The following is a 24,995-nucleotide window of genomic DNA, read 5'->3' on the forward strand; positions in this document are numbered from 1 at the left end:
CTCAGGCTATCTAAGGGGGAACGGCCTGAGGCTATGACGATCCGGCCTGCACGGCCAAATCAGACCCGGATTTAGGGATCAACAGGCGAACCGGCAGTGTTCACATTGGCCAGACCTTCGGCGACAACGTCAGCGAAGGTAGAGACGAGCGCCACGTAGAATTCAGTTTCGGACGGCTGCACGTTGACATAGCCTTCGGGCGCGATCTCATCGCCGCTATAGGCCGAAATCATGACCGGGAAGCTCAGGCCCGCGTTGTCGCCGGTGGGGCTTGTGATATCAACAACGCCTTCCAACTCGTTGAATTCCTTGCTGTCGGGCAGCATTGTCGCGCCGTTCAAAGAGATTTTGCGGATGTCGATCTTGATCTGCGGATCGGACCCATCGCTGCTCATCGGCACGCGCTCTGCCACTTCGGCGCGCAGGTCTTCTTCCAGATCAGGATAGAAATCCATGGCATTGCTGTCAGCCGCGGCGGCGACAGAGGATTCGACGTCGATTTTCGAGACCATGATCTTGTCATCGGCGAAGGCAGAGCCGCTCAGCGCGATAACGCTTACACCAGCGGCAAGGGCGATGTTTTTCATATTCGTCAGCATGTCGTTCTCCTTTGATCTTTCCTCTCTGCGGCGAGAATGCCCCGCTGCAAAGTTTCTGATCAGAGAACACCACGATTGCCCCGACGGTTCCCAAGGGGGCCGATGCCAGAGGGGCTTGCGGGGGTGCAAATAGGCGGACAAACGCCCAAGCGCTGTTCCAACCCCATAAATATCAATGAGTTAGATGCCCGTGATCACTTTAACGTAATTGCGGGTTTCCTTGTAGGGCGGGATGCCCCCGTATTTCTTCACCGCCCCCGGCCCCGCATTATAGGCGGCCAGCGCCAGCTCCCAACTGCCGAAAGCGCGGTACTGCATCTTGAGGTAACGCGCCCCGCCTTCGAGGTTTTGCACCGGATCGGCGGGATCGACACGCAGCGCCCGCGCGGTCTGCGGCATCAACTGCGCCAGCCCCATCGCCCCCTTGTGCGACAGCGCCTTAGGGTTCCACCCGCTTTCCTGCTGCACCAGCCGCAAAAACAGATCGACCGGGATGCCGTGGCGCGTGGCCGCGGCGCGGGCATGGGTTAGAAAGGCCCCTTTGTAAGACCCGTTGTATTTCGGCACGTCCCATTTCGTCGGGGTGACAACCTTGGGCGGTTGCAGCCGCACGGAGGCGGAATATTGTTTGGATGCCCGATTATCGAGGATGCTTTTCTGCGAAGCGAACAGCCCCGCACGGTTCTTGCTGGCGAACATATCGGCAGCCGCTGGCGCTGCCCCCATCGCGATCATCCCGGCTGCCGTCAAACCCACCGCGGCCAGACCGGCCAAAAGTCCCGTCTTTCGCATATCTGCCCCCTGCCGTTGCATTGCGCGCAGTATACTTAAATACGCCCCTTCTACCAGCCCCCGAAATCCCGGCCATTTCGCGGGCCGTGGCGATGGGCGGCGGGATGGAAAGCCGGTGTCATCCGGCGAACAAGCACGATATAAACAGCCGAATTGGGCGCGCTCGGATTCGCGCCCGACGCAATGACACAGCAATGACAAACGAGGGGGCAAGATGGCCGGCTCAGTGAACAAAGTGATCCTTATCGGCAACCTCGGGCGCGACCCCGAGGTGCGGTCGTTCCAGAACGGCGGCAAAGTGTGCAACCTGCGCATCGCCACCTCGGAGACATGGAAAGACCGCAACACCGGTGAGCGCCGCGAGAAGACCGAATGGCATTCGGTGGCGATCTTTCAAGAAGGGCTCGTCCGCGTGGCCGAGCAATACCTCAAGAAGGGCTCCAAAGTGTATATCGAGGGCCAGTTGCAGACCCGCAAATGGCAGGACCAATCGGGCGCAGACCGCTATAGCACCGAAGTCGTGCTGCAAGGCTTCGGCGGCACGCTGACCATGCTCGACGGTCCCGGCGGCGGCTCCGGCGGCGGCGGTGGTGGTGGCGGCTACGGTGGTGGCGGCGGTGGCGGCTACGGCGGTGGCGGCAACGACTACGGCTATGACAGCGGCCCGTCCTCTTCGGGCGGCGGTGGCGGCGGCGGTAGCCGTGACCTCGATGATGAGATCCCGTTCTGATTTAGACTATTGGGTGGGGCGCTGGAGCGCCCTGCCCGCCTTGAGCGACGGCTCAAGATTACCACCCAGCCCGGAATCAAGCCGAAGGCGCCGGGCCATCGCCTGCCCGCCCCACCGGGTAGGCGATGGCCCTCGGCTAGACAGCAGCCTCGCGCAGAGACACCTCTCAGGCCAACTGATCCGAAAATTACCTAGCCCGAATTTTAACTGCAGGCGATGGCCCTTTACGCGAAGCCGTAGCCTTGGGGCTTCAGCCGAGCGCATCCCGCAGCAGCCCAAGCACCTCGGCGTTCTCCACCTCGGCCCCCGCAAAGGCCTGCCCGATGCCGCGTGCCAGAACAAAGCGCAAACGGCCATCAACCACCTTTTTATCCTGCCCCATCAGCCGCAGCAGTTCCTCGGCTTCGGGCAGATCGCCGGGAATATCGCGCAGGTCGGTCTTCATGCCCATCTGCACCAAATGGGCGCGCAGACGGCTCGGGTCTTCCTGCGGGCAAAGCCCCTGCCGCGCGGAAAGCTCAAAAGCCAGTGCACAGCCAATCGCCACCCCTTCGCCATGCAGCAGCCGGTCGGAATAGCCCGTCGCCGCCTCAAGCGCATGGCCGAATGTATGGCCAAGGTTCAAAAGCGCACGGTCGCCCTGCTCGGTCTCATCCCGCTCAACGATATCGGCTTTCATCTGAACCGACCGGCGCACCGCTTCGATGCGGGCGGCCATATCGCCCGCCGCAAGGGCCGGGCCCTGCGCCTCCAGCCAGTCAAAGAACGCCGCATCGCCGAGCAGCCCGTATTTCACCACCTCGCCATAACCGGCGAGGAAATCCCGTTCGGGCATGGTGCCCAACACCTCGGTATCCGCCAGCACGAGGCTGGGCTGGTGGAAGGCCCCGATCAGGTTCTTGCCTTGGCGCGCGTTGATCCCGGTCTTGCCGCCCACCGAACTGTCGACCTGCGCCAAAAGAGAGGTGGGGATCTGCACGAAACGCACCCCGCGCCGCAATACGGCAGCGGCAAAACCCACCAGATCACCGATCACCCCACCGCCAAAGGCCACAACGATATCGCCGCGCTCCACCTGCTCATCAAGCAGCCAGTCCACGCAGCGCTGAAGATTGGCCCAATCCTTGGTCCCCTCGCCGGGGGCGAGTTCCAGCGCAGACATCGCGATGCCCTCGGCGGCCAAGCCCTCCCGCAGGGATTGCAGATGCAAAGTGGCGACGCGGCTTTCGGTGATGACGGCCACCCGCTTGCGGCGCAGCAGCGGCGCGATCAGCGCGCCGGCATCCCCCAGCAAGCCCGCCCCGATAACCACGTCATACTCCCGCCCCGGCAGGGCGACGGAAACCGTCTCACGCATCCAATCTCTCCAAAACATCGGGCCTTGTCAGCAGCTTGTCGATCACCCGGTTGGCCATGGCGTCAATCGACAGACGCGGATCGCAGCGCACCGAAAGGTCCGCCAGCCGGTAAAGCGGCACCCGGTCGCGATAGAGCGCCCCCAGCGTCGCCTTGGGATCAGCCGTGCGCAGCAGCGGACGGCTGTCCTTGTAGCGCACCCGGTTCCACAGCAGATCCAAATCCGCATCGAGCCAAAGCGCCACACCGTAAGCCGCGATATTGTCGCGGTTCACCTCGGCCAGAAAGGCACCACCACCGGTCGACAGGATGCAACGTTCCTCGGCCAAAAGCCGCGCGATCACCTCGGTCTCGCGTTTGCGAAAGAACGGCTCGCCGTCGCGTGTGAAAATCTCAGGCACGCTGAGATTGGCCGCTGCTTCGATCTCCGCATCGCTGTCCAGAAAAGGCGCGCACAGTTTGGCCGAGACCGCACGCCCCACCGCCGTCTTGCCCGCGCCCATCATGCCAACCAGCGCCACCGTCTTGTTCAGACGGTAGCGGGGCGGCGTTTCTTCGCCATCGGTGATGCTGTGCTTAATTCCGCTCATTTTTCTCTGAATGACGTGATCTTGCCGAAAAGGCCATATATAGTTTGGCAAAATAGCAGAATTCCGGGCAGGCATAAATCATGGGTAAACTTTTTAAGTTGTTGATATTTCTATTGATTGTCGGCTTCATCGGTCTTGTGGGCTATGCCTATGTCGGGCCTTTCTTTGGCGTGGATTTTTCGCCCGAACAGATTGAGACGCGCCAGCCTGTCACGCTGACAGCGGATTGAGCGGCGTGGCAAACGCCCTGTCCAAAGGCAAATGGGCCCTTTGTGCTGCATTGATCTGCTCGGTCAGCGCCACGGCCCTACTGGCCGAATCCGAAGAAGACCGCAATCTGGGCCGCGAATCGCGTCAGGCGGCTCAGCAGCAAGGACAATCCCCCGCGGCCAATGATCAGCCGCTTTCGGTGATCGACTGGCTCGGCGCGCAATCGCCGCCCGAAAACCGGCCCAAACGCCCGCCCAACCCGGGCCGGGTGCCGGAACCGCCCGTGGCCGACAGCGCCCTGCCGCCGCCCGTGCAGGTCACGCCCTTGGGCGATGGCGCGCCGCGCCGCATCGGGCTGGTGCCCGGCTCTGTCACCGGGCTGCGCGGGGACATCTGGCTGGGCAGCGACACGACCGCCCTGATCGACCGCATCCGCGACCTGCCCGACCTGCATCTGCCCGCCGCGCAGGCGCTGCTGTACACCGTGCTTCTGGCCGAGGCACAGGCCCCGCAGGGCGAGGCGCGCAATGGCGATCTTTTGGCGCTGGCGCGGGGCGAAAAGCTGATGGAGCTTGGCGCCCTCGACCCGGCTCTGTCGCTGATCGAACAGGCCGGGGTGACCACCTCGACGGCGCATTTCGACCTGTGGATGCAGCTTTCCCTGCTCACCGGGACCGAACATCGCGTCTGCGAGCGATTGGTGAAATCGCCGCATCTGACCCGCGACTATGGCACCCGGATTTTCTGCAACGCCCGCGCCGGCAATTGGGAGAACGCGGCCCTGACCTTTGGCTCGGCCCAAGCGCTCGGCCTGCTGCCCGAGGCGCAGCTCGAACTCTTTGACCGTTTCCTGAACCCGGATTTCTACGAAGGGGCCGAACCGCTGCGCGTGCCGCGCCAGATGGACCCAATGACCTTCCGCCTGTTTGAGACCATTGGCGAGCCCTTGCCCTCAAACATCCTGCCCCGCGCCTATGCGGTGGCCGATCTGCGCGACATCGCCGGATGGAAGGCCCAGCTTGAGGCCGCCGAGCGGCTGACCCGCGCGGGCGCCCTGCCCGACAACCTGCTGCTGGGGCTTTATACTGATCGTCAGCCCGCCGCCTCTGGCGGGGTCTGGGACCGGGTTGCGGCGCTGCAACGGTTTGAAACGGCCCTGCGCACCGGCAGCGCCGAGGCGGTGGCCAAGACCCTGCCGCCCGCCTGGGAGGCGATGCGCGAAGCCTCTCTCGAAGTGGCCTTTGCCACACTCTTTGCCGAACCGCTCTCGACCATCCCGCTGGCGGGCCGTGCCGCGCGTCTGGCGCGGGATGTGGCGCTGCTGTCGCCCAATTACGAGGCCACTGCGGCGCGGGTGATCGGCAAGTCCCCCGAGGACGAATTACTGCGCGCCGTGGCCCTGGGCGACGCGCCCAAAGGCCCCGCGCCCGATGCGCCATTGGCCGCCGCGGTGCATGACGCTTTCGCCAACCCCAGCCCCCGCGCCGACCTGATGGCGCTGGCGCGGGACAAGGAATTGGGCATGGCGATTTTGCGCCTATTGTCGCTCTTGCATGACGGGGCGAGTGGTGACACATCGGCGCTCCGCGACGCCCTAGCCACCCTACGCGCCCTCGGATTGGAAGACACCGCCCGACGTGCCGCCTTGCAGATTGTATTGCTCCAGCAATGATGATGTCCCAGACCCCGACCTTCCATTGGATCTCCAGCTTTCTGGAGGCCGCCGCCGCCGAACAGGGTGCCGCCACCAACACGCAGTTGGCCTATGGCCGCGACCTGAAAGATTTCGATTCCTTTCTGGCGCAGCGCAACCATGACTTCCTGACCGCCAGCCGCGGCGAGGTCGAAGATTACCTTGTTTATTGCGACGCGCAGGGGTTGGCGAAATCCACCCGCGCACGGCGGCTCTCGGCGATCAAACAGCTTTACCGTTTCGCCTTTGAGGAAGGGCTGCGCGAAGACAACCCTGCGGTGCAAATCGCCGGGCCGGGGCAGGACAAACGCCTGCCCAAGATCCTGTCCGAGGAAGAGGTCGACCGGCTGCTCGATGCCGCGCGCAATTCTGGCCGGTCGCTGGCCGATCAGCTGCGCAACACCTGCCTGATGGAGCTGCTCTATGCCACCGGCATGCGGGTCAGTGAATTGGTCAGCCTGCCGGTCAGCGCCGCGCGGGGCGATCCGCGTCTGCTGCTGATCGCGGGCAAGGGTGGGCGCGAGCGGCTGGTGCCCCTATCAGAGCCCGCGCGCGACGCGCTGGCGGCATGGCTGGTGGTGCGCGACAAGGCCGATGAGGCGGCCCAAGCCAAGGGCAAACCGCCCGCGCGGCACCTCTTCCCCTCCCGCGGGGCGACGGGGCATCTGACGCGGCATCGGTTCTATCTGCTGATCAAGGAATTCGCCGTGACCGGCGGCGTGCCGCCCGAGAAAGTCACGCCCCACACCCTGCGCCATGCCTTTGCCACGCATCTGCTGGCCAATGGCGCGGACCTACGGGCGATCCAGACCATGCTGGGCCACGCCGATGTCGCCACGACCGAAATCTACACCCATGTCTTGGAAGAGCGCCTCTCGGACCTCGTGTTGGAGCGTCACCCCCTCGCCAAGGACGGCACCCGCAATTCCGGCGGCAACACGTCTTCCGAAGGCCAGTAACCGCTTTGTAGCGCGTCTGCATAGGCGCGCGGCAAGCCCGCTTTGGCCATATCGACCACGGCCCCGGCCACATCGTAACTCAGCCGGTGAAAGCCCACCTCATCCCCGTCGAGCAGCGCCAGCCGCGTCTGCTGGCCGCCGTCATGGGGCGGCATGCCGATCACGCCTGCGTTGATCCAACGCCCGCGCTCTGTCTCGCGGATGAAGGGCAGACCGGAGTGGCCCGCGATGATGTGATCGACGGGGCCTGCGATGTCTTCCAGCGCCTGCCATTCTTCGTCAAACACCGCCGCCGCACTCTCAGACCAGATGAACCGCGCCACATCGCGCACCCCGCCGTGGATCACGCCATAGCGCTGACTCTGATGGCGGAACACCGCCACATCCGGCAGGCAGCCCATCCAGTCTTTCGCATCCGCGTCCAACTGGCCTGCCGCATGGGCATACCACGCGCCCGAGAGCATGTCGCAACTGCTGCCCGGCGCGAAACCGCAGCCGCAATCCTCGGCCCCGCTGGCCAGTTGCACTTCGCAATTGCCTGCCACCACCGCACAGCCAAGCGCCCGGACTGCTGCCACGCATTCGCGCGGCGCGCCGCAATAGGCAACAATGTCGCCGGTGCAGATCATCTGCCCCCCGTCGATGCCGCGCGCCGCGGCGAAAGCCGCCAGCGCCTCGACCGCCTGAAGGTTGGAATAGGGCCCGCCAAAAAGCAGCAACGGCCCGTCCAAAACCCCAAGCTCCGCGCAGTTGATTTTCGCCCGCATCGCACCACCCTGCCCCGTTGCAACCCTTGAATGACGCAGCCCCTGCGCCCATAACATTCGCAACACATAATGGATGGATTTAGACCTCATGGAAACGGGCCCCGCCCTTTTTGACACCGCTTTCTGGATAAGCACCGGAATTATCCTGTTCCTCCTTGTCCTCTCGGGCTTCTTCTCAGGCTCCGAAACCGCCCTGACCGCCGCCTCGCGCGGCAAACTGCGCGCGCAGGCCGACAAGGGCGCAAGCGGCGCGATCCGCGCGCTCAAGATCACCGAGGATAACGAGCGGCTGATCGGCTCGGTCCTGTTGGGCAACAACTTGGTCAACATCCTTGCCGCCTCCATGGCGACAGCGCTCTTCACCCGGCTTTTCGGCGAAAGCGGCGTGGCGCTGGCGACGCTGGTGATGACGCTTCTGGTGCTCGTCTTTGCCGAGGTTCTGCCCAAGACCTATGCCATCACCAATGCCGAAACGGCGGCGGCGCTGGTCTCGCGCCCGATTAGCATCGTGGTGCTTATCTTCTCACCCGTGGTGACGGCGGTGCGCTATTTCGTCCGCGGCGTGCTGCGGCTTTTCGGCGTGCAGATCGACCCCGACAGCAACATTCTGGCGGTGCGCGAGGAAATCGCCGGGGCGCTGCAACTGGGCCATTCCGAAGGCGTCGTCGAAAAGGAAGACCGCGACCGTATTCTGGGCGCGCTCGACCTGCGCGAACGCGCGGTCGAAGAGGTCATGCTGCACCGTTCGGGGATCGAGATGATCGACGCGGATTCAGACCCGACCGACATCATGGAGAAATGCCTGCAATCAAACCACACCCGCCTGCCGGTCTTTCGCGATGACCCTGAAAACATCATCGGCGTGATCCACGCCAAGGACCTGCTGCGCGCCATGTACAAGCTGATCGGCGGCCCCAACGGCGATGCCGCGGCGCTCAAGGGGTTCAACGTGGCCGACGTGGTGATGAAGCCTTATTTCGTGCCCGAAACCTCGACGCTGGACGAACAGATGCGCCAGTTCCTGCGCCGCCGCACGCATTTTGCGCTGGTGGTGGACGAATATGGCTCGCTCCAAGGGTTGATCACGCTCGAAGACATCCTCGAAGAGATCGTGGGCGAAATCACGGATGAGTTTGACCCCGATGCGGATCACCCGCTCAAGCAATCGGACGATGGGCATCTGATGGTCGAAGGCGCGATGACGATCCGCGACCTCAACCGCGCGACCGATTGGTCCCTGCCCGATGATGAGGCCAATACCGTGGCCGGGCTGGTGATCCATGAGGCGCAGATGATCCCCACCGTGGGGCAGGTTTTCTCCTTCCACAACTTCCGCTTTGAGGTGATCGAACGGGACGGCAACCGGATCACCCAGCTCAAGATCCGCCCCCTCTGATCCGGCTAGGCCGGGGTTTCCACCGCGGCCTGCACGTCCTTGCAGGCGGCGGACCAGATGCGCGCGCGGTCGGGGCCGAAGGGCACCTCTTCAAAAGCCCGGCGCAGGTGATCCTCTGCCGCGTCACGGGCGGCGGCCGACAGGCCGGGATCGGGATGCTGCATCAGCCCTGTCAGCACCTCTTGCAAGACCATCTGCACATCGACGACCGAGGCGCCATCGCGGGCCAGTGCGCCAAATCCGTCTTCGATCAGCGCGTCCGCTGGGATCGGCGGGATATGCAGGTTCGGCAGCGCGACCTTGCCGCCCGGCTTGGCCTCATCCGAATAATAGGACAGCACGCGCCCGATGCGGGTGATCACGTCAATCGCCGTGCCGCCATCGTTGATCCCCGGCGACAGCGCCTTGGAGGCAACCTCACCCAGCACCCGCAAGCCGAAACGCGGGTCTTGGTCAAAGGTGCGCAGATCGCCCAGTTGCACGGTCTCCAAAACCTTTTGCTCTAGACTGTCCCAATCATGTTCCGCGTCCTGCGGGCTGCCCCGCCGGGTGACCATGACCAGAGGCTCACCGACAAAGACGAAATCACCGATCCGCCGGGGCATATAGATCGCCACCCCATGGTCGCGCGCCTGCTGGTCCAGCGCCTCGGGGTAGATATGTTGGATATAGCCGCTTTCGGGGGCAAAGATCGGGCGGGCCTCATCGGGCACCGGACCGGTCAGGGGATGGCCGCCCATGCAGGGCGTCTTCAGCCGTTCCTTGAACAATGACGTGGTCACCGCCTCGATCTGGCGGGTGGTGTCGATCAGGCTGCCGAAGCTTTGCAGATGCAGCACCCAGCGGATCAGGAAGATCACGATGATCGCCAGCACCAACACCGTGGTCAGGAACAGCACGAAGGAGCGTTCGTCGATATAGATGCCCAACTCGCGCATGATGATCGCCACCAGCGCATAGACATAGGCGCCGATAAAGACCGCCAGCGTGTTCTGCGTAGTGCGGTCCTGAATGATCAGCCGATGCGCCCGTGGCGTGAATTGCGCCGAGGAGGCCCGGTAGACCGTGACCATGATCGTGATCGAAAAGATCGTGACCGCCAGCATCGCATCGCCGATGATCTGCAACAGACGATCCGCCGCTTCGCCGGTCAACCTCGTGGCGACTTCCTTGGGCACCAAGGGCTCAAAAAGCTGGGTCAGCCCGAGAGCGACAAAGGCCAGCAGCCCCATAAAGACCACCCGCACCCAAAGTTTGCGTGAATATTCGCGGGCTTTGCGAAACAGCGTATGCGGGATCAGGTCTTTGATGTTCATGGGCCAAGGGTAGCACGAAAAAGCGCCCTGCCAACGGCGGCTTAGCGGGAATTTGCAGTCCGGCGCGGTGTAAAAAAGCTCTTATCCTCGCACCCCGTGCCCGGTAGGTTGGGCGGCATGACGATAGCCCCTTTGCCCGTGATCCTCCTCGCCGCCGGTGCCTCAACTCGGATGCGGGGGCGTGACAAATTAATGGAAGATATCGGCGGTGAGCCCTTGCTGCGCCGCCAGGCGCGGCTGGCGCGGGGCATTGGACCCGTCACCGTCGCCCTGCCGCCCGCGCCGCACCCGCGCTACACGGCGCTCAGCGGGTTGGACATCACGCCGCTGCCCGTTCCCGAGGCCGCAGAGGGCATGGGCGCCAGCCTGCGCCGCGCCTTTGCCGCCCTGCCGTTGGACACGCCCGCCGCCATGGTGCTGCTGGCCGATATGCCCGCGCTTGAGGCCAGCGATCTTGCCCGCCTCGCGGCTGCGGTGGACCTGACGGGCGAGACCCTGATCTGGCGCGCGACCACGGAGGGCGGCAAGCCCGGGCATCCGGTCGTCTTTGCCGCCGCGCTTTTCGATCAGCTGAAACAGCTGCGCGGCGATGACGGGGGCCGCGCGGTTGTGCGCGCTGCCGCAGACCGGATGCAGCTTGTGCCCCTGCCCGGCCAGCGCGCAAGGCGCGACCTCGACACGCCCGAAAACTGGGCGGCGTGGCGCGCAGAGCAGAAATAGCCCGCGCATGAAAAAACGGGGCGGTCGCCCGCCCCGTTTTCAAACTTTGTCACGCTCGGCTTTTGCCGGATCACTTCACCAGCAGGCTGGCCTCGTGCTTCTTCAGCGAACGACGCGCGGCGGTGTAGCCTTCGATCCCGTCCTTTGTCGCCAGTTCGGGGAACAGCTCGAAGATTTCCTGACGCTGCTCTTCGCCGATACCGGCCAGCGACATGTCACCAGGCTGGAAGCTCTCGGTCCATGTGCCGTCAGACAGGATCACCTCGTGACGGTCGAACATCACATGGATGTAGCTGGTGCCCGAAACCTCGACCACGTCGATGCCTTCCATCCCGGTCAGGTGTTTCGCCGCGACCAGAACCTCACGCTCTTCGAAGTAGAGCGCGGTCTTCTCATTGGCGACCAAGACGCGGTGGTTGGGGCTGACCATCATGTCACGCTCGGGCAGATCGTTGCCAAGCGCACCTTTGCGGATCAGCACCGGCTTGAGATGGGCGGCCATTTCGAACTCGGCCCCGGTCATCTCACGCGCGCCGACCCAGCGGATCGTCTGGATGCCGTTGTCGCGGGTGATGACCCGGTCACCGACCTGAAGCGCCTCGACCGGCACCTCACCGCGCGGTGTAGCGATCTTGGTCCCCGGTGTGAAACAGGGGATCACATTCTCGATCTCGACGAAGTTCAAACGCCCGGCCTCGCTGCCGTCCTGGTTGAAGTAGTCAACGAAACCGTCTTCGCGGTCATCGGAGGTATAGGTGATCTCCAGACGGCCGCCCTCGGGGGCAGAGCCGCGCAGGTCGAGCGTGTCGTAATCCACGCCCGCGCTGCCACCGTCGACATCATCGCCTGCGTTGACGTTGACGAAGCTGTCCTGATCGGCACCGCCGGTCATCACGTCGACCCCTGCGCCACCGTCGAGCAGATCGTCGCCCCGACCGCCTTGCAGTTCGTCGTCGCCGTCGCCGCCCATCAGAGTGTCATTCTCACCGCCACCGTCGAGCAGGTCATTGCCTTCGCCGCCGACCAGCAGGTCGTCGTCCCGGTTGCCGCGCAGGGTGTCGTCGCCGGTGCCGCCGTCAAGCTCGTCATTGCCCTGACCGCCCGAGAGGCTGTCGTCGCCCTGACCGCCCAGCAACGTGTCGTCGCCGGTGTTGCCCGAGATGACGTCATCGTCGATCTGGCCGTCGATATAGTCATCGCCCGAGCCGCCGCGCAGCATGTCCGCATCGTCGGCGCCATAGATCACGTCATTGCCCGCGCCACCGTCGACCGTGTCCATCCCGTTGTTCGGGTTGCGGTCGGGGGTGAAGGGGTTGGACGCATCCTCTTCGTCGGGAATGTCGAGCACGTCGAGACCCAGATCGGGGTCGTTGCCCGCATAGATCGTGTCGTTGCCAGCGCCGCCGAGCAGGCTGTCGTTGCCCTCGCCGCCGACGATCCGGTCGTCGCCGTCACCGCCGTCGACGATATCGTCGTCGATGCCTGCGTTGATCACGTCATCGCCGGTGCCGCCGGTGATGGTGTCGCGGTCGTCGCCTGTGCTGATCGTGTCATTGCCCGCCCCGCCATCGACAGAGTCGCGGTCATTCTCGGGGTCGGCGTCGGGGTCAAAGCCCAGATCGTCGCTGTCGCTTTCCGGGTAGCCCAGATCGGGGGCGAGGTCATCGTTGCCGGTGGTGATCATGTCATCACCCTCACCGCCCTCGACCACGTCGGAACCTGCGCCCGCCTCGACGATATCATCGCCGTCGCCTGCCAGAATGGTGTCGTCACCGTCGCCAGCGCGGACATAGTCGTCGTCGCCTTCCGCATCGGGCAGGATCGCGTCGTCATTGTCGATCATGTCGCCATCGGGGTCGCCGGTATAGGCGGTGTCGATCAAGTCTGCGCCCGCTGTGCCGTCGACATAGCCGTCACGGGTCGGACCGCCGTCGCCCACCGTCACGGTCACCGAGCCTTCGTCGGTCAGGCCGTCGGGGTCGGACACGGTATAGGTGATCGTCGCATCGCCGGTGAAGCCGTCATTGGCGACAAAGGTGATGGTGCCATCGTCATTGATGGTCACGGTGCCATCATCGCTGGACGCATCTGTCACGCTCAGGGTGTCGCCGTCCACATCGGTGTCATTGTCCAGAACCGGGATCACGACCGGATCGGTGCCGGTGGTGTCGGCGGTATCGTCATTGGCGACGGGGGCGTCGTTCACCGGGTTCACAGTGACATTCACGGTGCCGGTGTCGGTGCCGCCATTGCCGTCATCCACGGTATAGGTGATCGTGGTGTCGCCATTGAAATCCGCGTCCGGCGTGAAGGTCAGTGTGCCATCGTCATTGATGACGACCGGGCCCGCCGGGCAGGTTGCCATGGTGACGGTCAGCGTGTCGCCATCGCTGTCGCTGTCATTGCCCAGCACGTCGACGGTGCCGGAGGTGTCTTCGTCGATCTCAAGCACATCGTCTTCGGCCACGGGCGCGTCATTGCCGCCGCCCTGCGGTTGGCCATCGTCGAAAACCAGATTGTCGATCGCGCCCGAGCCTTCGAAACGCACTTCGAAACGCGACACGCCATCAATGTTGAACTGAACGAAACGCTCACCGCCATCGCCGGTGGGCTGCACATAATGGTTTTGGATCACATCGCCATTGTCATCGTAAAAGATGACACGGGTGCCTTCCCCGCCGGTCTCTTCGATGTCTTTGAAGGTCACGCCCTTCATGCGCACCATATCATCGAAGTCAAAGAACAAGCTGCCGCCGCCGGCGTTGTCGTCCGGGTCGCTTTGGTCGCCATCTTCGGAGACGATCAACAGCCCCTCAAGCGTGTCGGAGGCCAGATCGCTGTCGCCGCCCGTGGGGTTGCTGCTGTCAAAGATCATCGCATCGCCGGAGCCGCCGCTGGCCGAAACCGTAACGCCCAGATCCGCATATTCGTCGTCAATGATGGTGCCTGCGCTGAACGCATTGAAATCAAGTGTTCTAATCATTGTGAAATCTCCTGAGCGGTGTTGCACGCGGCGCGCAACGCGGCCGTCTTGGAAGTGGATGCTGTTTCAATTTGAGGAATGGAGCGCCGAACGGCAGAGCGGTCGAACCGGGCATTTCTTGCCCCGCAGAAGGCCAGTGGCAGGGCCTGTCGCTTGTGTATCATCTCGTCTCTCCCTCAGTTCACACGCGCCCCGCTGGCAGAAATCCAGATCAAGCGGCACGCATCCTGCGCAACGAAGGGGAAGAGCCGGAACATGGCCCACAGCCGATGCGCGGTGCGCTTCGGTATGTTGTGTTTACGGTCGCAAACTTGCGGCGTATCCACATTTCCCGCATCCCTGATGCGCTTAATGCGGCCGCCCCCGTGACCTACAGACTTCTATGCCCCCCAGTTGGGCACCTATAGGAATAGCCCTCCTATACGAATGGACAAAGCAAAAAATGTTTGAAAATTGCCGGAACCAAATGAAGTTTTGCCGCAATTCAGGTGGTTTAGCGCGACTTTTCGGCGCGATTGTTTCCGTGCCACTCCGCGCCGGAATCGCGAATCGCCATAGGATTAAGGTGAATTAACGCCTGCGCGGCACGACTGCATCGATCCCTCGGGCAAGACTGTTTCGCATTGTGCGACAATGCCGCCGCAAATCAGCCGCATCTGCGCCGCCTTGTTTTCGACATTCTTTTTGATTGCTTGTTCACCGGCTGGAACCAATCGCCCGCAAACCTGCGGAACTGACGACGAAACCACGGGCGACCCGCCTTATTCCCGCCGAATCGATTCCTCGCGGCATTGAGCGCCCGCCGGGGCGAAAGCCGCGCGCGTTACGGGCGAGTCATGGTGAGCGCTCCGCCCCTCACCTCGCGCCAAGATTGACCGCGGAGAAAATGCAATTGCCACCCGCGAAGGCCACCCAAACAACCGCCCCATTCTGTTCGATCCGCCGCGCCAAAATGCGCCAAATCCGACCCTCAAAACGACATTTCAGATGCTGCAAACGACACCGCGCCGGGCGGGCGGAAACCTCAGCCATAGTAGGCTCTGCGCCCTGCACATGCGGCAGGGTGTCGCACCCCTATTTCACCCTATTGCAAAGCCCGCTCGGGTGGACCAAATGCGCGGCATGTTGATGTATGCTGTTCATAAGAGGCGCCCGCGCAAACCGGGCACGCTGCTGAACCGCCGGTAACCCCGGTCGAACAGGCCGATCCGCCTGTTTAGACCATCGGGGTTCCAATTGACTTTCCGGATCACACTCGGGATGAAACCCACACAACCGACCCGGCCCGGCCTTCTGGCACTGACCGTCGTCTCTTGCGGATCCTTCCCACTTCGACCTTTTTGATATGGAGCATGCCATGCATTTCCGCCTGCTGAAAAACACCAACCAGATCGCCGGGATGCCCGGAACCGCCTTTAACGGCAGCATCGGTCAAGTCGCCAATGCCGAAGGGCTGGCCCTTGTCGCCATGCTGCGCCGTGCGCTGCGCGACACCGCACGTCGCTGGGAGCGTAACCGCACGCTGTCGACCTTGAACGCGATGAACGACCGTCTGCTTCAGGATATCGGGCTGAACCGCAAAGACATCCCCCAGCACATCCGCGACATGGAAAGTTTTTCCCGCCGCTGAATGCTCTGGCCCGTGCCCCGCGTGAGGGGCCGTGCCGACCCTTAAAAATATGGCGTTCTGCATGGGAACGCCGCATATAGCGGCATCGCGTCAGGCCCGGCGCGGTGCCCGTTCTTGCGTCTTGCGCCCGGCAATCGTGTTGCACAGGGGCGCATGATTTGTTTTCATATCTCCAGCAAACCCGCCCATCGAAAGCTGCCGCGCCTATCGCGCGACCGGCTCCTTCTTGATGGAAAGGGGCAAAGATCAGCGGTGCGCGGCTGCGCGACACTGCGGATACAATAGAGGAGATATCACTATGAAACGCTATTTGCTTGGCACGGCCTTTGCCGTTGCAACCCCGATGGCCGCCGCCGCACAGGACTGTGGCGAAGTCTCGATCGCGGAGATGAACTGGGCTTCGGCGCAGATCGTCACCGCCGTCACCGAATTCCTGCTGACACAGGGCTATTCCTGCGACGTCACCGTGGTGCCTTCGGACACCACTCCCGCCGTGACCTCCCTCTCGGAGAACAACGAGCCGGACATCGTGCCCGAACTGTGGCCGAACTCCGCCGGTGACGCTTACAAAAAGCTGAAAGCGGACGGCAAGATTGTTGAGCTTACCTCCGTGCTCGATCCCGGTGGCGTCGAAGGCTGGTGGATCCCCACCTATCTGGCCGAAGAGCACCCCGAGCTGAAAACCATCGAAGGCATCTTGGAAAACCCCGAACTGGTCGGCGGCATGTTCAACAACTGCCCCGATGGCTGGGGCTGCCGCGTGGTGAGCGACAACCTCGCGCGGGCCTATGACCTCGAAGGCAACGGCATCGAAGTCTTCAACCACGGCTCGGGTGAGACGATGGTGACCTCAATGGCGTCGGCTTATGAGAGCCAAGAGCCTTGGTTCGGCTACTACTGGGCGCCGACCACCCCGCTGGGCAAATACGACATGACCAGCGTCGATCTGGGCGAATATGACGAAGCCGCGCATAACGCCAACCAGAACGCCGACACGCCGGACCCCAAGCCTTCAGCCTTCCCGACCGCGCCGGTGCTGACCGTCATGACCAAGGATTTCCACGACGAGAACCCCGAGATCGCGGAGTTCATCGGCAATGTGACCTTCAAGACCGACGAGATGAGCAAGCTGCTGGCATGGCAGGGTGAAAACAACGCCTCCAACGAGGAAGCGGCGGTGTATTTCCTGCAAAACAACAAGGACGTCTGGGCCGAATGGCTGAGCGATGACGCCCGTGGCAACCTGTCCAAGCTGCTTGAGCAGTAAGACAGACTGACCAAAACGACGGGCGGGGAACTCAACCGGGTTTCCCGCCCGTTCGTTTCGATGACCGGCGGCAAGACTTACGTCTTTTCATACCGACTGCGCCTTGGCCCCTTTGGCCCGATGCGCAGTTCCTTTGTAAGGACATAGGTTTGGATTGCCGCCACTGCATGGGGCAGCCGACGCCGCGCGGCCTGCGCGGCGCCCCGGCCCCCTCCCCGAAAGCAAACGGTCTGATGCAGGCCGGGAAAGCGACAGATGGCAACCTACGACAATCTCTTTGACACGCTCGGTCTGCGGGACTGGTGCGGCGACGATCAAGGCGGCGGGCTCAGCTCCATGGCCGACCTCATGGGCCAAGCGGGCGGTGATACCGACACCACCCTTTGGGAAATGCCCTTCCCCTCTCTGGATGCGCTGCACGACAGCTGCGACGCCATCCCACAATCGCGCGACCTGACCCAAGGGTTGGAGCAAGGTTTCCTTGCCATCAAGGACAGTCTCAAAGTTGTCGTCGACCCCCTCACCCAACCGCTGAGCTGGGCGCTGGAAAACGCGCTTTGGCTGATGCAATCGGTGCCGTGGTTCGTGATGATCCCGCTTTTGATGGCAATCACCTATGCCGTGGGCCGTTCGCTCAAGCTGGTGGGTCTGGTGGCGTTGGTCTTTGGTTTCCTCGCCTTCATCGACTTTTACGAACACACCATGCAGACGCTGGCGATCATCTTTGTCTGCGCCTTCATTTGCGTGCTTTTGGGCGTGCCTATCGGCATCGCCATGTCACGCAGTGACAGGGTGCAACGCTCGATGATCCCGGTGCTCGACATGCTGCAAACCCTGCCGCCCTTCGTCTACCTGATCCCGCTGATCTTCCTCTTTTCGGTGACCGAGCCCAAGCTCTACGGCATCGCCATCATCCTCTATGCCATCGTGCCGGTGGTGCGCCTGACTGACCTTGGCATCCGGCTGGTCGACAAGGACGTGATCGAGGCCGCCGATGCCTTTGGCATGACCAACCGCCAGAAGCTCTACAAGGTGCAGATCCCGCTGGCGCTGCCCAACATCATGGCCGGTGTGAACCAGACCATCATGATGAGCCTTGCCATGGTCGTGATCGCCTCGCTCGTGTCCGCCCCCGGCCTTGGCGTGCTGGTGCTGCGCGGCATTCGCAGCCTTGAGTTGGGCGTGGGCCTCCTGTCGGGTCTGGGGATCGTGCTGCTTGCGATCATCCTTGACCGGGTCACTAAAGCCGCGCTTGCGCGGATCAACGCGGCGCAGAAGTGAGGCCAGACATGACAGACGACATCAAGATTTCCGTCCGCAACCTCTATAAGATCTTCGGCGACGACCCCAAAATGGCGCTGGAGAAAGTCCGCGGCGGCATGTCCAAGGCCGAACTTCAGGCCGAGACCGGCCATGTGCTGGGCCTCAATGACATCAACGTGGACATGCCCGCGGGCAAGACCACGGTGATCATGGGGCTCTCGGGCTCGGGCAAGTCGACGCTGATCCGCCACCTCAACCGGCTGATCGACCCTACGGCGGGTGAGGTCATCGTGAACGGCGAGAACATCCTCGACTATAACGAGCGTCGCCTGCGCCAGTTGCGCAAGCACGACATGTCGATGGTGTTCCAGAAGTTCGCCCTGCTGCCCCACCGCACGGTGCTGGAAAACACCGGACTGAGTTGGGAGATCGAAGGCAAGAGCCGCAGCAAATACGCGGATGAGGCCACCAAATGGCTGAACCGCGTCGGGCTGGAAGGTCAGGGAGAGCAGTATCCCGCGCAGCTTTCGGGTGGGATGCAGCAACGTGTGGGCATCGCCCGGGCGCTGACCTCGAACTCCGACGTGATGCTGATGGACGAGGCGTTTTCCGCGCTCGACCCGTTGATCCGCACCGACATGCAGGATCTGCTGATCGAATTGCAAGACGAACTGCATAAGACCGTGATCTTCATCACCCACGATCTGGACGAGGCGCTGAAACTGGCAGACCATCTGGTGATCCTCAAAGACGGGTTCATCGTCCAACAGGGCGAGCCGCAGCATATCCTGCTGAACCCCAACGATCCCTATATTGAAGCCTTCGTCAGCGACATTAACCGTGCCCGCGTGCTGCGCGTGCGTTCAGTCATGGAAAAGACCGATGTGCCACCCACGGATGTGGCCGGAGAGGTTGATTTCGACGACACGCTGGAAAGCATCATCGCGGTCTCCGGCGGGGACACCACCAACAACTACCGCGTCATGCGGGCGGGCAAACAGGTCGGCGTGCTGCACATGCGCGATCTGGTGCGGGCACTGGTGCCGCGCCATCCCGGCGAAGCGGCAGAATAACGTCGCGGCCCCCCCGCGGCAGGCAACAAGCAGGGCAGCATCCGGTCACAGCGCCGATGCTGCCCTTTTTGCAAGCGATCCGCGCAGTTTCGCCGCAAAACCCATCATAAAACAGCGACTTACACAGCGTTTCATTAAGTAAAACGGCGCTTTACCGCCGATCAAACTCCCTGCGTCCTATTGACACTCACGCCCACGATTGGCCTATGGGGGGTGAAATAAATACTGGGGTTCAAGATGCCGCAATCTGCTACGGCCAATATTCTGACTGTTCTCGACACCGATTTCAAAGGTATCATCGAGGAGTGGCTGGGAACGCAGGTCAAAGAAGGCGTAAAGCGTTCTGACCTGTTCTCCGATGCGGAGAGCCGTAACCAGAACCGCGAATTGCTCAAAGCCTTCTCCAAAGGTGTGCGCGATGGGGTCACCGGCGAGGATTTCGACTTTGACGATACCCAATGGGACGATCTGCGTGCCGTTCTGACCGATGTCAGCCGCGAGCGGGTCAACCGGGGCGTGACCCCGACCGAGATGGCGACCTTTGTGCTGGCGTTGAAAACGCCGCTGTTCAAACGGCTTGAGACGATGCTGGACAGCGACCACGCGATGCTGATCCGCGACGTGATGCTGGTCACCCGTTTGGTCGATGCCTTTGCCATCTACACCAACGAAATCTTTATTCTCGAGCGTGAGCAGATCATTGATCGCCAGCGCCAAGAGATGCTGGAGCTTTCGACCCCCGTGGTCGAGCTTTGGGACCGCGTTTTGACCCTGCCGCTGATCGGCACGCTGGATTCCGCCCGCGCCCAAGAGGTGATGGAGAACCTGCTGCAGACCATTCTTGAGCGTCAGGCCGAAGTGGTCATCATGGACATCACCGGCGTCGGCACTGTCGATACGCAAGTGGCACAACACCTTTTGCGCGCCGCTGCTGCCGTGCGCTTGATGGGCGCCGAATGTATCATCAGCGGCATCAGCCCGATGATCGCCCAGACCATGGTGCAGCTTGGCATCGACGTGGGCACTGTCTCGACCCGGTCCAGCATTCGTACCGCCCTGTCGGATGCGCTGATGACCGTCGGCTATGTGATCAAGAAGACCGAGGGCCAATAAGGTGGCCGGTGTCACGTCGATTAATCTGGTCGAACATGCGCTCCTCGTTTCGATACAGGATGACATCACGGACACAGAGATTTTGGAGCTTCAGGATCGGCTGTCGAACAAGATATCCGAAAACCGCATCGATGGGGTGATCCTCGATATCTCGGCGCTTGAGATCGTGGACACTTTTGTCGGGCGGGTGATTGCGCAGTTGGCGGGCATCTCTCGCCTGCTGGCGGCGGATACCTATGTGGTCGGCATGCGCCCCACGGTGGCGGTCACGCTGGTTGAGCTTGGCATGTATCTGCCGGAAATCCGCACCGCCTTGAGCCTGACCCATGCCCTCACCCAGCTACGACGCGTTTGATGAAAAGGACCTTGGGGCGCAGGTTCTTCTCTCTCAGTTCAAACTAAAGACCAGCGGCGACGCGGTTACAGTGCGCCAGGCCGTGGCGCGCTACATGAAAGAACATGGCGCCTCGGCGCTGAATATCACACGTTTCGCCACCGCCGTCAGTGAAATCGCGCGCAATGCGATCGTTCATGCTGGCGGCGGCGAATTTTCCATCTATGTCGACCCGAAGGCCAAGCGGTTGAGCGTGGTCTGTTGGGACAAGGGACCGGGGATCGAGGACGTGGCATTGGCCCTAACGGACGGCTATACCTCGGGCGGCGGGCTTGGCCGGGGCTTGGGCGGCGCACAGCGGCTTGCCCAGAAATTTGAAATCCGCACCGCCGTGGGCGGGGGCACCAGCGTGTTGATGAGTGTGAACCTATGATACAATGGGTCGAAGTGCAGGACCAAAGCGCCATCGCCGTGGTGCGCCGCGCCGCGCGTCGTCTGGCCGCTGAACACGGCTGGCCCAAACACCGGACCGACGAATTGGCCATCGTCGCCACCGAAGCCACCACCAACATCCTGCGCTACGCCGAAAAGGGCCGCGCGCTGATCAATGCCCCGGCCGAGGGCAAGGGCGACAAGATCGTGATGATCTTCACCGACCGCGGCCCCGGCATCAGCGATATGGATCACATGTTTCAGGACGGCATGAGCAGCGGCGGCTCTGCTGGGCTGGGCCTCGGGGCGATCCGCCGCCTGTCGAATGATTTCGACATTTTCAGCGGGCCGGAGGTGGGCACCACCATCGTTTGCAGCTTTGTCAAAAACAGTACCCCCTGCCCGACCCATGGGGTCGAGGCCGTGGGCCTACGGGTCTGCCATCCGAACGAAGAGGAGTGTGGCGACGATTACCTGCTGCGGCAGACGCCGAAAGCCACCGACATCCTGCTGTGCGACGGGTTGGGCCATGGCCCCGAAGCCGCAGCCGCTTCGCTGGAGGTCACCGACGCCGTCAAAGCCACGCGCAGCTTCAACAGCGAGCCGGGCGCGGTGATGTATGAGGTGACCGAGCAGTTGATCAGCAAGCGCGGCGCGGTGGCGGCCCTTGTGCATATCGCGCAGCCGCAGATGGTCCTGCGCTATGCCGCCTTGGGCAATATCGCCACGCTGCGGGTCCGCGACGGTGCGGTCAAACGCCTGCCGGTGCGCGACGGGCGGATCGGTGCCCGCGCCACGCGAGGCTATGAAGACACATTTGACCTTGAACAGGGGGATCTGATGATCCTGCACAGCGACGGGTTGAAAACCCTGCGCGACAGCTATCTCCCACAGGGTCTATTGTGGAAATCTCCGCTTTTGATCGCTGGCTACCTGCTCGACCGGGCATTTCGCGGGCGTGACGACGCCTCCATCGTGGTCATACGCATTGCACGGGACGCGGACTGATGAAAGCAACCAATCTCACCTCGGTGAACCTTGAAAAGGGCGGCGATATCGCGGCCCTGCGTCAGATCGCCCTGACCCTGACCGAGGCCATGCGCTTTACCTCATTCGAGCGGACGCGCACCGTGACCGCCGCCGTGGAACTGGGCCGCAATGCCATCGAGCATGGGCAGAAGGGCCGTGCGCGCTTTTCGCTCACCGATGTCAACGGCAAGCCCGCCCTTGGGCTGACGGTGATCGATCAGGGCCGCGGGATCGAAGAGGACAAGCTCGACCCCAACCGCGACATCGTGTCGGAGACCGGTCTGGGGCTGGGCCTGCGGGGCGTGCAGCGGATCGCGGCGCGTTTTGATGTGGACACCGGGCAAGAAGGCACGCGGATTCATGCGGAATTCCTGCTGCCCGAACCGCAATCCGCCGTCGAACAGATCAAAGCCGATGCAATGGCGGCTTTGGAGGCCTATAACGCCAAAGACCCGACCGCGGCACTGACCGAACAGAACCGCGAACTTAGCGAGGGCATCGCCGACCGCGACCTCTTGATGCAGGAGCTTCATCACCGCACGGGCAACAACCTTGCCCTGATCGTGGCGCTGATCCGGATGAGCAAGACCCAAGCCAAAGAGGATGAGACCCGCCAAGTGTTGCGCGAGTTGGAGACCCGCGTCGGCTCGCTCTCCAAGGCGCATGAGCTGATGCAACGCTCAACCGACAGCACCGACCTTGATCTGGCGGATATGCTGGATGAAGTCGCGAAAAACGCCGAACGCGCCTTTACCGGAGATCGTCAGAGCATCGCGATCAAGCTAATTTGCCCCAGCCTCAAGATGGACAACAAATTGGCCGTCGACATCGGGCTGATCGTGGGGGAGTTGATCACCAACGCCTATAAACACGCCTTCAAGGGGCGCGACAAAGGGGTGATCACCATCGAAGTCACGCAAGAGGATGACGAAGGTCTGACGCTCAAGGTCTATGACGATGGCGTCGGCCTGCCCGATGACGCCAAACGGCCCGAGAGGTCGGATTCGCTGGGCTGGCGCATGATCCGCACGCTGACCTTCCAGCACGAAGCGACGCTGAAGGTCGAAGGCCAAGACGGGCTTTGCGTCGAAATCAGCTTCCCGGCGCAGGGCTGAGCACACACCCTGCCCGCCCACCGGTTTCGGGCCGCCGCGCCCGTCTTTTTGATCAAAAATTACCTCTGAACTTTTCCGCCCCGTAAAATTGTCCTAGGCATATCGGGAGCCGGCGATTCCCGGACACTTCTAGGCGGCAAGAAAGACGCGCGCCTGGCCAATAACGGAGACAGAGCATGATCGAAAAACGTGATTTCTATATCGACGGCAAATGGGTCGCCCCGCTTGAGGGCAGTGAACATAAGGTCATCAACCCCTCGACCGAAGAACCCTGCACCGTGATCTCGCTCGGCGGGCCAAAGGACGTGGACGCTGCCGTGGCCGCGGCCAAGGCCGCCCTGCCCGCGTGGATGGCCACCGCCCCCGAAGAGCGCGTCGCGCTGATGGAGAAACTGGCCGAGGTCTATAAATCCCGGACCGAGGATATGGCCCAAGCGATCAGCACCGAGATGGGCGCACCCATCGAGATGGCGCGCAGTTCCCAATGGGGAGCGGGTTACACCCACCTGAAGAACTTCATCAAAGCGGCGAAAGATTTCAAATTCGTAAAGCCATTGGGTGATCACGCGCCGAACGACCGGATCATTCACGAAGCGGTTGGCGTCGTGGCGATGATCACGCCGTGGAACTGGCCGATGAACCAAGTGATGCTGAAAGTCGGCGCCGCTGTTGCCGCGGGCTGCACCATGGTGCTGAAACCGTCTGAGGAAAGCCCGCTGAGCGCGGTGATCTTTGCCGAGATGATGGATGAGGCAGGCTTCCCCGCCGGTGTCTTCAACCTTGTGAACGGCGACGGCGCGACCGTGGGCACCGCCCTGACCGGCCATGAGGATGTGGATATGGTGAGCTTCACCGGCTCCACCCGCGCCGGCATCGCGATTTCCAAGAACGCGGCGGATACGCTGAAGAAGGTCCATCTGGAGCTTGGCGGCAAGGGCGCGAACCTTGTCTTCGCCGATGCCGATGACAAGGCCGTCAAACGCGGCGTGCTGCATATGATGAACAACACCGGCCAAAGCTGTAACGCCCCCAGCCGGATGATGGTCGAGGCCAGCGTCTATGACCAAGCGGTCGAGACGGCAGCCGAAGTGGCCAATAAGGTCGAAGTCGGCCCCGCCAGCGAAGAGGGCCGCCACATCGGCCCGGTCGTGAACGAAGCGCAATGGGGCAAGATCCAAGACCTGATCCAGAAAGGCATCGACGAAGGCGCGCGGCTGGTGGCCGGTGGCACCGGTCGGCCCGAGCATCTGAACCGGGGTTTTTATGTCAAACCCACCGTTTTCGCCGATGTAACGCCCGATATGACCATCGCCCGCGAAGAGATCTTTGGCCCCGTCTTGTCGATCATGAAGTTCGAGAGCGAGGATCAGGCCGTCGAGATGGCCAATGACACGGTCTATGGCCTGACCAACTATGTTCAATCCAGCGATGGCACCCGCCGCAACCGTCTGGCGACCAAGCTGCGTTCGGGCATGGTTGAGATGAACGGCGAGAGCCGTGGCGCAGGTGCGCCCTTCGGCGGCATGAAACGTTCGGGCAACGGGCGCGAAGGCGGCGTTTGGGGGATCGAGGACTTCTGCGAAATCAAAGCGGTTTCCGGCTGGTCCAACGACTGAACGCTTTTTTAG

At 62.5% G+C, this 24,995-nt stretch carries 23 protein-coding genes; 16 read left to right on the forward strand and 7 right to left on the reverse strand.

The annotated features are described in order from the left end of the window. Positions 1-71: 71 nt before the first annotated feature. Both ACGYKA_RS12840 and ACGYKA_RS12845 read right to left on the reverse strand, forming a co-directional pair. Positions 72-599: a hypothetical protein gene (locus ACGYKA_RS12840; protein WP_209218906.1), complete on the reverse strand. Its 528-nt coding sequence runs from the start codon at positions 597-599 to the stop codon at positions 72-74. A gap of 180 nt (positions 600-779) precedes the next feature. Then, positions 780-1,391, reverse strand: a complete 612-nt coding sequence (locus ACGYKA_RS12845; RefSeq protein WP_394408953.1) for a lytic transglycosylase domain-containing protein — start codon at positions 1,389-1,391, stop codon at positions 780-782. Between the two features lie 214 nt (positions 1,392-1,605). Here ACGYKA_RS12845 and ACGYKA_RS12850 point away from each other — a divergent pair, with 214 nt between their 5' ends. Continuing rightward, positions 1,606-2,121: a single-stranded DNA-binding protein gene (locus ACGYKA_RS12850; RefSeq protein ID WP_394408950.1), complete on the forward strand. Its 516-nt coding sequence runs from the start codon at positions 1,606-1,608 to the stop codon at positions 2,119-2,121. 250 nt (positions 2,122-2,371) lie between these two features. Here ACGYKA_RS12850 and aroB read toward each other — a convergent pair whose 3' ends face one another. Both aroB and ACGYKA_RS12860 read right to left on the reverse strand, forming a co-directional pair. Next, entirely contained in the window at positions 2,372-3,478 is a 1,107-nt protein-coding gene (gene aroB / locus ACGYKA_RS12855) for a 3-dehydroquinate synthase (RefSeq protein ID WP_394408947.1), read from the reverse strand. Then, positions 3,471-4,067, reverse strand: a complete 597-nt coding sequence (locus ACGYKA_RS12860; RefSeq protein ID WP_394408944.1) for a shikimate kinase — start codon at positions 4,065-4,067, stop codon at positions 3,471-3,473. Before ACGYKA_RS12860 ends, aroB begins: the two co-directional genes overlap by 8 nt. Before the next feature lie 80 nt (positions 4,068-4,147). Between ACGYKA_RS12860 and ACGYKA_RS12865 the strand changes: the two genes are divergently transcribed. Genes ACGYKA_RS12865 through ACGYKA_RS12875 form a run of 3 tightly spaced genes read left to right on the forward strand, consistent with a single transcriptional unit; the run spans position 4,148 to position 6,929 of the window. Then, positions 4,148-4,297, forward strand: a complete 150-nt coding sequence (locus ACGYKA_RS12865) for a hypothetical protein (protein WP_007120408.1) — start codon at positions 4,148-4,150, stop codon at positions 4,295-4,297. 5 nt (positions 4,298-4,302) lie between these two features. Continuing rightward, positions 4,303-5,949: a hypothetical protein gene (locus ACGYKA_RS12870; protein ID WP_394408941.1), complete on the forward strand. Its 1,647-nt coding sequence runs from the start codon at positions 4,303-4,305 to the stop codon at positions 5,947-5,949. Continuing rightward, positions 5,949-6,929 carry a site-specific tyrosine recombinase XerD gene (locus tag ACGYKA_RS12875; protein WP_394408920.1) on the forward strand — a complete coding sequence of 327 codons (981 nt, stop codon included), beginning with the start codon at positions 5,949-5,951 and terminating at the stop codon, positions 6,927-6,929. The genes ACGYKA_RS12870 and ACGYKA_RS12875 overlap by 1 nt, the downstream gene beginning before the upstream one ends. Here the strand turns inward: ACGYKA_RS12875 and ACGYKA_RS12880 are convergent. Continuing rightward, on the reverse strand, positions 6,866-7,696 hold the full coding sequence (locus tag ACGYKA_RS12880; RefSeq protein ID WP_394408937.1) for a metallophosphoesterase family protein: 831 nt from the start codon (positions 7,694-7,696) through the stop codon (positions 6,866-6,868). The two genes, ACGYKA_RS12875 and ACGYKA_RS12880, sit on opposite strands and share 64 nt — an antisense overlap. 88 nt (positions 7,697-7,784) lie before the next feature. Between ACGYKA_RS12880 and ACGYKA_RS12885 the strand changes: the two genes are divergently transcribed. Continuing rightward, positions 7,785-9,092 carry an HlyC/CorC family transporter gene (locus ACGYKA_RS12885; protein ID WP_394409730.1) on the forward strand — a complete coding sequence of 436 codons (1,308 nt, stop codon included), beginning with the start codon at positions 7,785-7,787 and terminating at the stop codon, positions 9,090-9,092. A gap of 5 nt (positions 9,093-9,097) precedes the next feature. Here the strand turns inward: ACGYKA_RS12885 and ACGYKA_RS12890 are convergent, their stop codons facing one another. Further along, the gene (locus ACGYKA_RS12890; protein ID WP_394417947.1) at positions 9,098-10,408 is read right to left on the reverse strand and encodes a DUF2254 domain-containing protein; all 1,311 of its coding nucleotides are present in this window, start codon (positions 10,406-10,408) and stop codon (positions 9,098-9,100) included. 117 nt (positions 10,409-10,525) lie between these two features. On the opposite strand from ACGYKA_RS12890, the gene ACGYKA_RS12895 reads away from it, so the two are divergent. Next, entirely contained in the window at positions 10,526-11,128 is a 603-nt protein-coding gene (locus ACGYKA_RS12895) for an NTP transferase domain-containing protein (RefSeq protein WP_394408931.1), read from the forward strand. 70 nt (positions 11,129-11,198) lie between these two features. Here the strand turns inward: ACGYKA_RS12895 and ACGYKA_RS12900 are convergent, their stop codons facing one another. Beyond that, on the reverse strand, positions 11,199-14,111 hold the full coding sequence (locus ACGYKA_RS12900) for a Hint domain-containing protein (protein WP_394408928.1): 2,913 nt from the start codon (positions 14,109-14,111) through the stop codon (positions 11,199-11,201). Positions 14,112-15,468: 1,357 nt separating this feature from the next. Between ACGYKA_RS12900 and ACGYKA_RS12905 the strand changes: the two genes are divergently transcribed. The 10 genes from ACGYKA_RS12905 to ACGYKA_RS12950 all read left to right on the forward strand — a co-directional run bounded on the left by ACGYKA_RS12905 (position 15,469) and on the right by ACGYKA_RS12950 (position 24,983). Next, the gene (locus ACGYKA_RS12905; protein ID WP_394408925.1) at positions 15,469-15,741 is read left to right on the forward strand and encodes a DUF1127 domain-containing protein; all 273 of its coding nucleotides are present in this window, start codon (positions 15,469-15,471) and stop codon (positions 15,739-15,741) included. 298 nt (positions 15,742-16,039) lie between these two features. Next, positions 16,040-17,008 carry an ABC transporter substrate-binding protein gene (locus tag ACGYKA_RS12910; RefSeq protein WP_067268365.1) on the forward strand — a complete coding sequence of 323 codons (969 nt, stop codon included), beginning with the start codon at positions 16,040-16,042 and terminating at the stop codon, positions 17,006-17,008. 255 nt (positions 17,009-17,263) lie between these two features. Next, entirely contained in the window at positions 17,264-18,289 is a 1,026-nt protein-coding gene (locus tag ACGYKA_RS12915; RefSeq protein ID WP_394408922.1) for an ABC transporter permease, read from the forward strand. 8 nt (positions 18,290-18,297) lie between these two features. Beyond that, positions 18,298-19,344: a glycine betaine/L-proline ABC transporter ATP-binding protein gene (locus ACGYKA_RS12920; RefSeq protein WP_394408919.1), complete on the forward strand. Its 1,047-nt coding sequence runs from the start codon at positions 18,298-18,300 to the stop codon at positions 19,342-19,344. Between the two features lie 237 nt (positions 19,345-19,581). Beyond that, on the forward strand, positions 19,582-20,457 hold the full coding sequence (locus ACGYKA_RS12925) for an STAS domain-containing protein (protein ID WP_271687490.1): 876 nt from the start codon (positions 19,582-19,584) through the stop codon (positions 20,455-20,457). A 1-nt stretch (position 20,458) separates the two neighbouring features. Next, complete coding sequence (locus tag ACGYKA_RS12930) at positions 20,459-20,812, forward strand: STAS domain-containing protein (RefSeq protein ID WP_243267276.1); 354 nt, start codon at positions 20,459-20,461, stop codon at positions 20,810-20,812. Continuing rightward, entirely contained in the window at positions 20,784-21,224 is a 441-nt protein-coding gene (locus tag ACGYKA_RS12935) for an ATP-binding protein (RefSeq protein ID WP_394417941.1), read from the forward strand. Before ACGYKA_RS12930 ends, ACGYKA_RS12935 begins: the two co-directional genes overlap by 29 nt. Beyond that, entirely contained in the window at positions 21,221-22,231 is a 1,011-nt protein-coding gene (locus tag ACGYKA_RS12940; RefSeq protein ID WP_394408914.1) for an ATP-binding protein, read from the forward strand. The genes ACGYKA_RS12935 and ACGYKA_RS12940 overlap by 4 nt, the downstream gene beginning before the upstream one ends. Further along, positions 22,231-23,367 carry a sensor histidine kinase gene (locus ACGYKA_RS12945; protein ID WP_394408911.1) on the forward strand — a complete coding sequence of 379 codons (1,137 nt, stop codon included), beginning with the start codon at positions 22,231-22,233 and terminating at the stop codon, positions 23,365-23,367. The genes ACGYKA_RS12940 and ACGYKA_RS12945 overlap by 1 nt, the downstream gene beginning before the upstream one ends. 176 nt (positions 23,368-23,543) lie before the next feature. Next, positions 23,544-24,983 (forward strand): aldehyde dehydrogenase family protein, encoded by a 1,440-nt coding sequence (locus ACGYKA_RS12950; protein WP_271687498.1) that lies wholly within the window; start codon positions 23,544-23,546, stop codon positions 24,981-24,983. The last annotated feature ends 12 nt before the right edge of the window (positions 24,984-24,995 follow it).

The sequence above is a fragment of the Sulfitobacter sp. 1A15106 genome (genome assembly GCF_043556995.1).
Taxonomy (GTDB): domain Bacteria; phylum Pseudomonadota; class Alphaproteobacteria; order Rhodobacterales; family Rhodobacteraceae; genus Sulfitobacter; species Sulfitobacter faviae.